12 protein-coding genes are annotated in these 12,991 nt (G+C 70.3%); 7 read left to right on the top strand and 5 right to left on the bottom strand.

Features of this window, described 5'->3' with window-relative positions:
* Positions 1–4 precede the first annotated feature (4 nt).
* Both ABIC25_RS05055 and ABIC25_RS05060 read right to left on the bottom strand, forming a co-directional pair.
* Positions 5–724: a TIGR03089 family protein gene (locus ABIC25_RS05055; protein WP_354560262.1), complete on the bottom strand. Its 720-nt coding sequence runs from the start codon at positions 722–724 to the stop codon at positions 5–7.
* The gene (locus tag ABIC25_RS05060; RefSeq protein WP_354560264.1) at positions 712–2,799 is read right to left on the bottom strand and encodes an LCP family protein; all 2,088 of its coding nucleotides are present in this window, start codon (positions 2,797–2,799) and stop codon (positions 712–714) included. The genes ABIC25_RS05055 and ABIC25_RS05060 overlap by 13 nt, the downstream gene beginning before the upstream one ends.
* A gap of 228 nt (positions 2,800–3,027) precedes the next feature.
* Between ABIC25_RS05060 and rfbD the strand changes: the two genes are divergently transcribed.
* From rfbD to manB, 3 genes are all read left to right on the top strand, one after another.
* Positions 3,028–3,978 (top strand): dTDP-4-dehydrorhamnose reductase, encoded by a 951-nt coding sequence (gene rfbD, locus ABIC25_RS05065; protein ID WP_354560342.1) that lies wholly within the window; start codon positions 3,028–3,030, stop codon positions 3,976–3,978.
* A gap of 5 nt (positions 3,979–3,983) precedes the next feature.
* A complete protein-coding gene (locus ABIC25_RS05070; RefSeq protein WP_172622050.1) occupies positions 3,984–4,862 on the top strand; it encodes a glycosyltransferase family 2 protein in 879 nt (292 codons plus the stop codon).
* A gap of 80 nt (positions 4,863–4,942) precedes the next feature.
* Entirely contained in the window at positions 4,943–6,076 is a 1,134-nt protein-coding gene (manB, locus tag ABIC25_RS05075) for a mannose-1-phosphate guanylyltransferase (RefSeq protein WP_004020311.1), read from the top strand.
* Between the two features lie 18 nt (positions 6,077–6,094).
* On the opposite strand, the gene ABIC25_RS05080 is transcribed toward manB, so the two are convergent.
* Positions 6,095–6,742 (bottom strand): O-methyltransferase, encoded by a 648-nt coding sequence (locus ABIC25_RS05080; RefSeq protein WP_004020312.1) that lies wholly within the window; start codon positions 6,740–6,742, stop codon positions 6,095–6,097.
* A gap of 290 nt (positions 6,743–7,032) precedes the next feature.
* Here ABIC25_RS05080 and sigE point away from each other — a divergent pair, with 290 nt between their 5' ends.
* From sigE to tatB, 4 genes are all read left to right on the top strand, one after another.
* Positions 7,033–7,644, top strand: coding sequence for an RNA polymerase sigma factor SigE (gene sigE, locus ABIC25_RS05085; RefSeq protein WP_354560266.1), 612 nt, complete (start codon positions 7,033–7,035; stop codon positions 7,642–7,644).
* Between the two features lie 251 nt (positions 7,645–7,895).
* On the top strand, positions 7,896–8,420 hold the full coding sequence (locus ABIC25_RS05090; protein WP_051987056.1) for a hypothetical protein: 525 nt from the start codon (positions 7,896–7,898) through the stop codon (positions 8,418–8,420).
* Positions 8,417–9,949, top strand: coding sequence for a S1C family serine protease (locus ABIC25_RS05095; protein ID WP_354560268.1), 1,533 nt, complete (start codon positions 8,417–8,419; stop codon positions 9,947–9,949). Before ABIC25_RS05090 ends, ABIC25_RS05095 begins: the two co-directional genes overlap by 4 nt.
* Positions 9,950–9,980: 31 nt before the next feature.
* Complete coding sequence (gene tatB / locus ABIC25_RS05100; protein WP_354560270.1) at positions 9,981–10,460, top strand: Sec-independent protein translocase protein TatB; 480 nt, start codon at positions 9,981–9,983, stop codon at positions 10,458–10,460.
* 10 nt (positions 10,461–10,470) lie between these two features.
* On the opposite strand, the gene ABIC25_RS05105 is transcribed toward tatB, so the two are convergent.
* On the bottom strand, positions 10,471–11,616 hold the full coding sequence (locus ABIC25_RS05105; protein ID WP_004020317.1) for an Mrp/NBP35 family ATP-binding protein: 1,146 nt from the start codon (positions 11,614–11,616) through the stop codon (positions 10,471–10,473).
* A gap of 57 nt (positions 11,617–11,673) precedes the next feature.
* On the bottom strand, positions 11,674–12,789 hold the full coding sequence (locus tag ABIC25_RS05110; RefSeq protein WP_354560272.1) for a lytic transglycosylase domain-containing protein: 1,116 nt from the start codon (positions 12,787–12,789) through the stop codon (positions 11,674–11,676).
* Between the last annotated feature and the right edge of the window lie 202 nt (positions 12,790–12,991).

Below are 12,991 nucleotides of genomic sequence, written 5' to 3' on the forward strand. Positions count from 1 at the left end.
GAATTCAGGACAGGACCAGCGTGGCCTTCTCCATCTCGGCGATCGCCGAGACCCGTTCCGGCGAGGCCCCCGTGACGTGAACGAGGCTGCCGCCCACCAGTAATGGTGTCAGGAGATGCGCGATCACCAGATCGCCCGTGTGCCACGGCCGGGTGGACACCACGCGCGAGCCCGGTCCGATGCCGTCGCGTTCCGCGACGGCCCGAGCGTCGTCGAGCGCCTCGCCGATCAGGGCGCCCTCGACGGTGGCCGAGGCCGGATGGCGGGACGAGTACTGATCGCCGTGGACGCGGACGACGCTGCCGTAGTCGCCGACACCGGGCGGCAGGTCGCGCAGCGGCAACGCGAACGGATCGAGCGAGGCGACCACGACCTCGTCCGCGTCCGGGTGATCGTCGAGACGGTCACGGCTGGTGAACAGGACCTCCGCACCGTCGTGGGGGTCGAGACGCACCTCGGCGCCCGCCCAGAGCGCGCCCAGCAGAATCCCCGCTGTCTGCCAGTGTTCCGGGAGGTCGACGGCGACGACACCGCCCGCCATGATCCCGATCTCGTCGACCAGGTAGTTCGCCGTCTTCGCGGCCCAGTTGCCCAGCGTGGCGGCGGACAGTTCGGTGCGCTCCCCGGTCGAGTCGTCGTAGTAGGTCAGCAGTGGACGCGAATGGTCGGCGACCGCGGCGAAGACGGCATCGGTGATGGTGTTCGGATTGTTCAGTTCACGCACATCGGCCCCTCGTTGCCCGCGGTGATGGGCGGGCGCTTGTTGCCGACGCGCTCGCTCGCCGGTGTGTTGTCGGTCTGGTCGCCGGTGTCGCTGATGGAGCCGGGACCGGCGTAAGTGTTGGTCAGCACGACTTTGAGCTGGTCGTCGCCCAGGGCGGGATCCGCCACGACCCGGGCGCCGCCCAGATCTTTCGCGAGGAGGCGTGCGGCGTCGCTCTCGTCTTTGGCGTACACGATCGAGTCCTTCGTGTCGGCCTTGCCGCTCGAGGTCGCCCCGACCCGGAAACCCTTGTTGGTCAGGATGTTCGCCACATTCGACGCGAGGCCGTCGATGGTGCCTGCGTTGACCACGTCGACCGTGTAGTCGCCGCGCTGGATGCCCTGGGACTCCTTCGGTGCCAGCAGGTCGCCGGTGAAGGCCTGCACCTCGCGCGGGTCCACCTCGACCACGCTCTGCTGTCCGTCCTCACTCCAGCCCTGCTCGGTCACGATCGGGATGGTCGCGAACTTCACCCGACCGCCGCTGAGATCCTTGAGCTGCTCGGCGAATCGGATGATGTCCCAGTCGTCGTCGATGACCACCGAGCGCGAGACCGCGTTCTGCAGCTCCGACAACTTGCCCGGGTCAGTCAGTGTGTTCGCGGAGATGATCTTCTGCGTGAGCGACGCCATGAACGCCTGCTGTCGCGTGATGCGGTCCAGATCGCCTCGGGGGAGCCCGTGACGCTGGCGTACGAAGCTCAGGGCCTTCGGGCCGTCGAGGGTTTGACGACCGGCGCGGAACCGCGCGCCGGTGAAGGGATCGCGGACCGCCTGGTTCAGGCAGACGTCGATGCCGCCGGCGGCGTTCGTCAGCAGCACGAAGCCCAGCAGGCCGACCTCCGCGTAATGGTCCACCTGCACGCCGGTCAGATTGGCGACCGTGTCCACCAACGCTTTCCGGCCCGCGAGCGTGCCCTCGGACTCGGCCTCACCCTCGGACTTGCCCTCGCCGGCCGCCCGCGCCCGGACGCTCTCGCGAGTCGTGCCGTAGGCGGCGTTGATCTTGCTCATGCCGATTCCGGGTACGTCGACGTAGGAGTCGCGGGGGATCGAGATCGCTGTCGCCGACGAGCCGTCGTCGGGGATGCGGATGAGCAGGATGGTGTCGGTGTTGGTCGCGACCTCGTCCCCGGAGCGCAGGAGCTTGAGCTCCTCCGGGGAGAGTGGGTTGCCCTTGGCGTCGGTTCGCGAGTCGGTGCCCACCAGGAGGATGTCGACGGCCCCGTCGGCGGCGCCGCCGAGGTCGAGTCCGCCGAGCTGGGTGATCCGGGTCTGCAGGTCCGACATGGTGTTCCAGGCGTAGCCGGTGCACAACAGGACCGCGACCGATGCGACGGCGATGAGCGCGCGACCCCACCCGGCGCCGGCAGCCCAGCCGCCGGTTCGGGGTCGGCGGCCCGGCGGGGTGGTCGGCGGGGTGGTCGCTGCTGCCGACTTGGCCGAGGTCGCTGCCTTCGCCGGCGTCGTCTTCGTGGCGGATGTCGCTGCCTTGGGCGATGTCGCCGGCTTGTCCCGCGTGCGGCGGCGGCCGGCCTTCGGTTCGGCCGCCTCCGTACGGGGTGTCTGTTCACGCTTCTTCTTCGCACCCGGAGCCGGGCGCGTGTGGATCTCGCCGGAGGTCCGTCGGACGGGCCGCGGCTCACCGGGACGACGCGGTCGGTTCGGTACGGGTTCCACCGACTCGGGTGCCGCCCGGCGGTCGCCGGACGTCCGGCGACCGGTGGTTCGCGGATCGGCGGCAGCCCGGCGCCGCGGGTCGCGGGGGTCGGCGGCGCGACGCCGCGGGTCCGGCGGTGGCTGCCGGCGCGCGCGGGGCGGGGGAGTGCCGGGTTCACCGGGACGCTGGTCGGAGCCGCGGGGGACCCCGCGGCCGTCGGGTCCACCGTCGTGCGGGGGCCGCACCGGGCGTCGCCGGGCACCGGGCTGCTCCGGGCCGCGCCGATCGCCGGGCATCGGCTGACGCCCATCCGGACCCGGCCCCGCCGGACGGCGCGTCTGCGAACGCCGGCGCGGGCCGTCGGGTGGTGAATCCACTGGTGAACGGTCCCTTTCGAGGTCGACACATCGCGACGGGACGTCGACGCGACAGGGGTCACGCCTGAGGATGCCGATGCTGATGTGCAGGACGAGTCAGGTGTTGTGTGCTCTCGTCAGGCTACTGAAGTGATTCCGGAATTCGAGAACGCAACGCCGGGCGGGCGAGTAGCCGTCGTCACGTACGCGATCCGGGCCGGGTGGAGGACGTTCCCCGGGTCCGGCACGATGGGGCCCATGCGTGTCACGCCGAGCAACCCCACCGTGTACATCGTCGGCGCCGGCGGACAACTCGGAACGGCCCTGCAGGATCGCTCGGCGGGGGTTCCCGACACCGTCGTGCGACCGCTCACCTCGGCCGACATCGACATCGCCGACCCGACCTCGGTGGCCGCCGCGCTCGGCGACCTCGCCCCCGACGACGTGGTGGTGAACTGCGCGGCCTACACCGACGTCGACGGCGCCGAGTCCGACACCGAGGGCGCGCGCCGCGTCAACACCGCCGGGCCCGAGGTCCTCGCCGCCCGGACCGCCGATGCCGGCGCGTGGCTGATCCACGTCTCCACCGACTACGTGTTCCCCGGAACCACCGACGAGGGAGGCCGGCCGTCGGCGGGCGACGGATACGAACCCGACGACGTCTCCGGCACCCCGGCCACCGTGTACGGCCGCACCAAACTGGACGGCGAGCGCGCCGCTCTGTCGGCGGACCCGCGGACCACCGTCGTGCGGACGGCGTGGGTCTACACCGGCGGACCCGACAGCCGCGACTTCGTCGGCACGATGCGACGGCTCGAACAGTCGCGGGAGACGGTCTCGGTCGTCGACGACCAGCTCGGGTCACCCACCTACTCGTACGACCTCGCCGACGGACTCTGGGAACTCGTCGCCGGCGGGGCGCGGCCCGAGGTCGCCGGCGCCGTCCTGCATGCGACGAATTCGGGCAGCGCCACCTGGTTCGCCGTCGCACGCGGGGTGTTCGAGGAGATCGGAGCGGGGCCCGACCGGGTCCGGCCCACGACGACTGCCGAGTTCCCGCGCCCGGCGCCGCGCCCGGCCTACTCGGTGCTGTCCGGACGGTCCTGGACGGCGGCCGGACTCACCGCGCTCCGTCCGTGGCGACACGCGCTGCACGCGGCGATCGCCGCGTCGGACGCCGGCACCGGTTCGTTACCCTGAGCGGCGTGTCTGTTCAGCCAGCCGTGGTGACGGTGACCTATTTCTCCGGCGATCACCTCGTGACCTTCCTGCGTAGTCTCGCCGCGGTCACCGACGTCATGCCGCAGGTCGTCATCGCCGACAACGGTTCGGAGGACGGCGCGCCGGAACGGGCCGAGCAGGAGTACGACACGGTCACCCTCGTCCGGACCGGCGGCAACATCGGATACGGCGGCGCGATGAACCGCGGTGTCGCCGAGATCGACCCCGATGTCGAGTTCATCCTCATCTCCAACCCCGATGTCGAGTGGAAGCCGGGTGCCATCGAGGAGCTGATGGCCGCGGCGCAACGGTGGCCGCGCGCGGGCTCGCTCGGTCCGCTGATCCGCGAACCCGACGGGTCGATCTACCCGTCGGCCCGCCGGGTCCCGGACCTCGTGTCGGGCACCGGACACGCGATCCTCGGCACGGTCTGGAAGTCCAATCCGTGGACCGCCGCCTACCGTGCCGACGACGAGACCCCCTCGGAACGTGCGGTGGGGTGGCTGTCGGGTTCGTGTCTGCTCGTTCGGCGCGAGGCGTTCGACGCCATCGGTGGCTTCGACGCCCGCTACTTCATGTACATGGAGGACGTCGACCTCGGCGACCGGCTCGGCAAGGCGGGCTGGCAGAACGTGTACGTGCCCACCGCGGAGGTCGTACACACCAAGGGGCACAGCGCAGGTCGGCATCCGGAGAAGATGCTGCCCGCGCACCATCGAAGTGCCTACCGGTTCCAGGCGGACCGCAACCCGGGGCCCTGGCGCGCGCCGCTGCGACTGGCCCTGCGGATCGGGTTGGGCGTGCGATCCCGGCTGGCCGTTCGTGCGGCACGCCGCGCGTCGGCGAGCGAAAACGACGGCTGAGTGTTGAAGTGAACACCGAACGTCAGTGAACACCGAAGGCCGGAGTGGCCTCCGGTCACCTCGAGGAAGGAACCGATCCAGTGGACAACTACACCGTGCGTGAGTCGGTGGAAAGACAGTCCGTGGGGGGATCGGACGACATCAGGGAGGACGTCGAGGCCGTCATCCTCGTGGGCGGCAAGGGAACCCGTCTGCGTCCGCTCACCTTGTCGGCGCCCAAGCCGATGCTGCCGACGGCCGGACTGCCCTTCCTCACCCACCTGCTGTCGCGTATCCGCGCGGCGGGGATCCGCGACATCGTGCTCAGCACCTCGTTCAAGGCCGAGGTCTTCAGCGAGTACTACGGCGACGGTTCGAAATTGGGCCTGCGCATGCGTTACGTCACCGAGGACGAGCCGCTGGGCACCGGTGGCGGCATCCGCAACGTGCTCGACGAACTGACCGCGAGCACGATCGTGGTGTTCAACGGCGACGTCCTCGGTGGCACCGATGTCGGTGACGTCATCGACAGTCATCGTGCCGCCGACGCCGACGTCACCATCCATCTCGTGCGCGTCAGCGACCCGCGCGCGTTCGGTTGCGTGCCCACCGACGGCGACGGTCGCGTCACCGCGTTCCTGGAGAAGACGCAGGACCCGCCGACCGACCAGATCAACGCCGGCACATACGTGTTCAAGCGTGAGGTGATCGAGTCCATCCCGTCCGGGCTGCCGGTCTCGGTCGAACGTGAGGTGTTCCCCCGACTGCTCGCGGAGGGCGCGCACGTCCATGCGCATGTCGACCACGCCTACTGGCGGGACATGGGCACGCCCGAGGACTTCGTCCGCGGCTCGGCCGACCTCGTCCGCGGGATCGCGCCGTCACCGGCCCTGGGTGACCGTCGCGGCGAATCCCTCGTCCACGAGGGTGCGGGCGTCGGCCCGGGTGCCCTGCTCATCGGCGGAACCGTGGTCGGTCGGGGCGCCGAGATCGGCCCGCGTGCCCGTCTCGACGGCGCGGTCATCTTCGACGGCGCGGTGATCGAGGCCGGCGCGGTCGTGGAACGGTCGATCATCGGCTTCGGTGCCCGCATCGGGCCGCGCGCGCTGGTCCGGGACACCGTCATCGGCGACGGCGCCGACATCGGCGCGCGCTGCGAGTTGTTGCGCGGTGCGCGGGTGTGGCCGGGTATCGAGATCCCCGACAACGGGGTCCGGTTCTCGACGGACGTCTAGTCCGGCCGATGAGTCCGCCTAGCGGATCTTCGCGGCGGCGAGCACTCCGGGCCCCAACGGGATGACCACCGGCAACAGCTGTTCGTCGTCGGCGATCAGCAGTGCCGCCTCCCGGGCGGCCGCCGTCGGCGGCTCGGTACGGGCGGGATCGCCGACCGTGCCGTCGGCGGTGGCGTTGTGGACGACCACCACCCCACCCGGGCGGAGCATCCGGACCGCCTCACGGACGAATCGGGGCAGGTCGAGCAGGGGCCCGTCGACGAAGACCAGATCGTAGGACGCGTCGGACAACCGCGGCAGGACCTCGACGGGGGTGCCGTTGATGAGCCGGGTACGACCGGGGGCGATGTCGGCGCCGGCGAAGGACGCCCGTGCGGCCCGGTGGTGTTCGGGTTCGGGATCGATGGTGGTCAGCACGCCCTCGGTCGACATGCCGTTGAGCAACCAGAGGCCGCTCACCCCGGTGCCGGTCCCGATCTCCACGACGGCATGTGCGTCGGCTGTCCGGGCGAGCAGGGCGAGCAAGGCGCCGACCGCCGGGGAGACCGGCGTCGCGCCCAGTTCCTCGGCGCGGGCGCGGGCGGCGATGACGGCGTCGTCCTCGACGATGGCCGACTCGGCGTAGGCGATCAGGTCGGGGCGCGCGGACGGCGTTGACTCGGTCACGCGTCGAGGTTAGTCCGAGCCCGCGGCCGAACCGGACGCGGCACGCCAGACCTGCACGAATCTGCTCGCAACCGGACGGCCGACGCATCCTCAGGCAACACTCAGGCGCCTCATACGGCGGCCACACTCGGATAGGAGAGGGTGAGAGCTGTTCCGGTTGGGACAGTTCCCGGGAGGTCGGAGTGAACGCCCGGCAGTTCGGGAATACCCAACCGGAGTCACCTGTTCGACTTCGGTGAGTGCTTGGGTCACCGGGTGCGTGTTCACGAGAGAGGAACCGACCACCGACCATGATCGATCCCCGCGAATCCGCCGATGCCGTGCCCGCGGGCACCGCAGGTTTCGACGCCACCGGCGATGAACTGCTCATGCCGTCCTGGGACGACCTGGTACGCGAACACGCCGACCGCGTCTACCGTCTGGCCTATCGCCTGTCGGGCAATCAGCACGACGCCGAGGACCTCACGCAGGAGACCTTCATCCGGGTCTTCCGCTCGCTGTCGAGCTACCGTCCCGGCACCTTCGAGGGCTGGTTGCACCGCATCACCACCAACCTGTTCCTCGACATGGTCCGCCGCCGCAGCAAGATCCGCATGGAGGCGCTGCCCGAGGAGTACGACCGCGTGCCGGCCGACACCCCCGATCCGCAGCAGATCTTCGACGCGACGAATCTCGACCCCGACCTGCAGCGCGCCCTGGACACGCTGGCGCCCGACTTCCGCGCCGCCGTGGTCCTGTGTGACATCGAAGGGCTGTCCTACGAGGAGATCTCGGCGACGCTCGGCGTCAAGCTGGGTACCGTGCGCAGCCGCATCCACCGCGGCCGGCAGAGCATCCGCGACGCCCTCGCGGCACAGGGCCACACGAGCAGCCGCTCGGTCGCGATCGGCTCGCATTCCTGAGTTCGGTGTAGCGCCGCCGCGCGTTCCGGGAACCCTGCTCCGCCCAGCTTCGTTGTGAGTCTCGGATAAGCTCAGATGTTGCCTGTGCCGCTGCGCACAATGCCGACGACGTCCCCGGTCCGCCGAGGAGTGCGCGTTCGGCGGACGGCATCGGATGCCGCCGGTCGGTACCGTGGCAGAAGAGCAGCAGGCCCAGTGGCAACACAGGATTCATCGTGCGGCGGTTTCGTCGTGGAGAGGGGTGAACGACGATGATGGACGGCGATCGCGGGCGTCCGACCGGGAGTGGTGGTGTCGAACCACCTACCCCCAACCTCCGTCGTCGGCGGTCTTCCTGGACTCCCAGCAGGTGGAACACCTGGAGTCCGGCTCCCTCGTCATTCCTGCCCAATCGGGGCTACCGTGCGCCGGGAACGGCCGGCGGGCGCGGCTTCGCACCCACCGAGCACCTGGCCCCCGAGGCGGTCGCGGCCTTCGTCGACGGTGAACTCGGCATGTCCGCGCACGCGCGCGCAGCCCACCACCTCGCGCTGTGCCACGAGTGCGTGGCGGCCGTGGAGGCGCAGTCCCTGGCCCGCACCCGTCTGCGCGAGTCCGGCCGCGTGTCGATCCCGGACTCCCTGCTCGGTCAGCTCTCCCAGATACCCACCCGCGAGATCGACATGACCTCCGGACGACCCCGCCCGACGGAGTTCGGGCCGACGGTGTCGCCCGACGCGCCGACCGACGGCATCCCCGCGGCCCGTGGCCGCGCCTTCCGCCGCCGGGGCCGGTGAACGTGGCCCCCAACGCCGATTCTCCCGACGCCGATTCTCCCGATCCCGGTGACGCGCAGTTCGCGCGTCGGGCCGAACCGCCCGAGTCGCAACGGCTGACGCCGTCGAGGCCGCGGCACGCACCCGTCTCGCCGTCGACCGCGCAGGTGTTCGGCCGGCCGTCGGGTGTGCGTGGTTCGTTCGCCACCTCAACGGACGGTCGGTCGCCCGAGCCCCAGGTCGCGGCCCCGGACCCGGTCCTCGCCGAGGCCTTCGGTCGGCCGGCGGGGTCGACCGAGACCCTGCAGCGGGATCCGCTCGCGACCTACGGTCAGACCGAACAGCCCCGGACGCCGGACGACCCGTGGCGCGACCCGGAGAGTCCGGCCCGGCTCGACGCACCTGCGCTGGTCACCGGGGCACCGGAGACCCCCACCGACGCCGGTCCGAAACTCGGCGTTCGCGACATCCTGCTCGGCAAGCGCCTCAGCTGGGTGGCCCTGGCGACGCTCGCGGTGATCGCCTTGCTCATCGGACTCGTCGGCGGCCTGACGGGCCGGTACACCGCGGAAGTGGCCGCGCCGCTCACCAGCGACACGGTCGAGCTGTCCACCGACGACACCGGCGGCGACGCCGGGCCGCGGTCGTCGGTTGCCGAGGTGGCCCGCGCCGTGGAGAAGTCGGTCGTCGCGATCGACGTCCGCGCCGCCGGTGCCTATGCGACCGGGTCGGGATTCGTCATCGACAAAGAGGGTTACATCCTCACCAACAATCACGTGATCTCGATGGCCGCGAACGACAAGAGCGCCAAACTCGAGGTCGTCTTCTTCGATCGCCAGCGCGTGCCGGCGCGGATCGTCGGACGCGATCCCAAGACGGACCTGGCGGTGCTGAAGGTCGACAATGTCGAGAACCCGACGGTGTCGGTCCTCGGCAGTTCCGGCGACCTCCAGATCGGTGAAGAGGTCGTCGCCTTCGGATCGCCGCTCGGACTCAACCGAACCGTGACGAGCGGCATCGTCAGCGCGACCGATCGTGCCGTGGCGCTGACCCCCGATGCGGAGTCCGACACCGACGCGGTGATCGACGCCATCCAGACCGACGCCGCGATCAACCCGGGCAACTCCGGAGGCCCCCTGGTCAACGCCGAGGCCCAGGTGGTCGGGATCAACACCGCGGGACGCCTCGGCGCAGGCGGCGGCAACATCGGGCTCGGATTCGCGATCCCGATCGACGAGGCCAAGCCCATCGCGGAAGCGCTGATCCGCGACGGCCGCGTCAACCATCCGCAGATCGGGGTCAACGCGAGTTCGGTCCGCAACGAACGGGTCCTCGGAGCGCAGGTCCGCAACGTCGTGGCCGGCAGTCCTGCCGAACGGGCGGGGGTCCGCGAGAACGACGTGATCACCTCGTTCAACAACCGCCCCATCGAGAGCGCCGACGAGTTGAACGTCGCGATCCGGACCGCGAACATCGGTGAATCCGTCCCGTTCCAGTACTGGCGGGCGGGTCGGACGTTCAGCGGTACCATCACACCGGCGAGCGACTAACCACACCAGCGCACAAGTCAGGACGAGGCACATGTTCAGCAGCATCGGATGGGGCGAGATCGCGATCCTGGTGGTCGCGGCGCTGGTCATCCTCGGCCCCGAACGCCTCCCCGGTGCCGTCTCGTGGACGATGCAGTCGCTCAAGAAGGTCCGCGATTACGCGACCGGTGCGAGCGCTCAGCTCAAGGACGAGCTCGGTCCCGAGTTCGACGATCTGCGCAAACCGCTGGCCGATCTGAACGAGCTGCGGGGTATGACGCCGCGGTCCATCGTCACGAAACATCTTCTCGACGGCGACGATTCGCTGTTCCGTCTGAACGAGAGCGCGACGACGGTCAATCGGAACACCACCCCGGCGGCGCCGGAGATCAAGCCGGTCTCGGCGCCGCTGTCGTTCGAGAAGCAGGATTCCGCCGACAGGTCCGACTCCGCAACGGGCAACCGCGCCGCCCCGGACCGCACGCCGCGCACGGGGTCGCGTCCCGCCGCAGCGGACTGGGACGCGACCTAGGCGAACCCGGTCAGGCGTTCCGGATGGTGTCGAGTCCCAGACTCATCCCGGCCAGACCGCGCTTGCGCGCCGCCAGCTTGCCGGCGATCGCGCGCAGTGCGGACCCCGAGGCCGATTCCGGCGCCGACAGCACGACCGGGACCCCGGCATCGCCACCTTCGCGCAGGGCGGTCTCGAGCGGCACCTGACCGAGCAGGTCGACCTGAGCGCCCACGGCACGCGTGAGGCGTTGTGCCACCTGTTCACCGCCGCCGGACCCGAACGGTTCCATGCGGCTGCCATCGGGCAGTTCCAGCCACGACATGTTCTCCACGACACCGAGGATCTTCTGGCGCGTCTGCAGGGCGATGGCCCCGGCGCGCTCGGCGACCTCGGCCGCGGCCTGCTGCGGGGTCGTCACGACCAGGATCTCCGCACCCGGGATGAGCTGGGCGATGGAGATGGCGACGTCGCCGGTGCCCGGCGGCAGGTCGAGGAGCAACACGTCGAGGTCGCCCCAGTACACATCCGCGAGGAACTGCTGGAGAGCGCGATGGAGCATCGGGCCACGCCACGTCACCGGGGTGTTCCCGTCGGTGAACTGTCCGATGGAGATGAAGCGGACCCCGTGGTTGATCGGCGGCATGATCATGCGCTCCACCTGGGTGGGCTTGGCGTCGCTGCCGAGCATGCGGGGAACCGAGTGACCGTAGATGTCGGCATCGAGGACGCCGACGCTGAGCCCGCGCTCGGCGAGTGCTGTCGCGAGGTTGACGGTGACACTCGACTTGCCGACGCCGCCCTTGCCCGACGCCACCGCATAGACGCGGGTGAGCGAACCGGGTTGGGCGAACGGGATGACCGGTTCGGCCTTGTCCCCCCGGAGCTTCTTGCGTAGTTCGGTGCGCTGCTCGTCGTCCATCACGTCGAGTTCGACGCGGATCGCGCCGACGCCCGGGACGTCGGCCACGGCTGTCTCCACGCGTTGCGAGATCTCGGTGCGCATCGGGCAGCCCGACGTCGTGAGGTACACGCCGACGTCGACACTCGCGTCGTCGTTGACGGTGACCGACTTGACCATCCCGATGTCGGTGATCGGCTTGCCGATCTCGGGATCCTTGACCTTGCCCAGAGCGGCGCGAACTGCCGATTCCGTGGGCGCGACTCCTGTTGTCATCTGGTCCAGACTACCGGCGGCGCCGACGACGCCCGGCGGAGGTCCTCCGATCGTGTGTCAGCGAACCGGAACCGGCGCGCCGGAAGCGCCCGGCCGGTTCGGTCCGGCGTTGCCCGCCGGGGCCTGCTTGGTGGCCGGAGCGTCCTTCTTGGTCGGCGGGGGTGCGGGCTGGCCCGGGAACAGCGGCGGGATCGACGGCAGGCAGACGATGATGCACGGCTGCGGCGGCGGGCTCGGCCGACGCGAGGAGGACGACGAGGACGACTCGGACCCGGGTGTGCTCGGCTTGCTGGACTTGCTCGAACTGCTCGACGGCTTGCGCTTCATCTCCGGGATGGGGTTCGTCGGCATCACGCCCGTCGCATACGCCCCGGCCCAGCCGAGCACGTTCGCGACGTACTCCATCGAGCGGTTGTAGCGCAGCACCGCCGAGACCCGGGTGCGCTCGTTCATGATGTCGGTGACACCGGCGCACAGGTACCGGCCGGCCGAGTAGGTGGCGTCGAAGATGTTGTTCGGGTCGGGTTTCCCGTCCCCGTTGGCGTCGGAGCCCCACGCGGCCCATGTGCTCGGGATGAACTGCATCGGGCCCATGGCGCGGTCGTGTCCGGCGTCGCCGTCGATGCGCCCGCCGTCGGTGTCTTTGATGACGGCGTTGCCGGCCAGGGAGCCGTCGAGGACCGGGCCGGCGATCGGATTGATGGTCGTACCGTACTGATCGACCGAGCCGTTGCTCGCGTGATTGGACTCGATCCGGCCGATGCCGGCGAGCAGGAACCACGGGAGCTTGCACTGCGGGCTCTCGGCCGCGACGCGGTTCGCGGCCAGCTTGTAGGCCTGGAGGACCACGCCGGGGATTCCCAACGGACCCGACGGGAGATCGGCGGCGAGCCGGAACTGTGGTGCCGGCAGGGCGGTCGCGGGCTTCTCCGGCGGAGGTGCGAAGCCGAGCAGGGCGACCGGTGAGCCGGCGACGACCTCGGCCAGCACCGCGGGGGCAGCCGGTTCGGAGACGGGTGCGGCGACGGTGCCACCGGAGGCGCTCGATGTCGCGGTGCCCAGCACCAGCGCACCGACCAGGCCACCACCCACGGCGAGAGTCGCGGCGCGGCGGGGGAAAGAGGACGGACGACGCGGTCCGCGGCGGCGGCGGACGATGTCGAGGGGCCTCATCGACGGCTCCCGTCGCCCGACACGGCCCCGGGACGCTGCCCGGTCATGTCCACTCCGTTGTCAACACACACATCTGCCCCCGAGAACGCGGCGATCACCACCCGCGGCCCGGTTCGAGAGCCGCTCGCATGGATGCACCGGACGAATCCGTCGTGTCGTGGTCGACACCGGGATCCGGTCCGAACTGTGACCCACCATACAT

The sequence above is a fragment of the Gordonia sp. PvP123 genome (genome assembly GCF_040547295.1).
In the GTDB taxonomy this organism is placed as follows: Bacteria; Actinomycetota; Actinomycetes; order Mycobacteriales; family Mycobacteriaceae; genus Gordonia; species Gordonia terrae.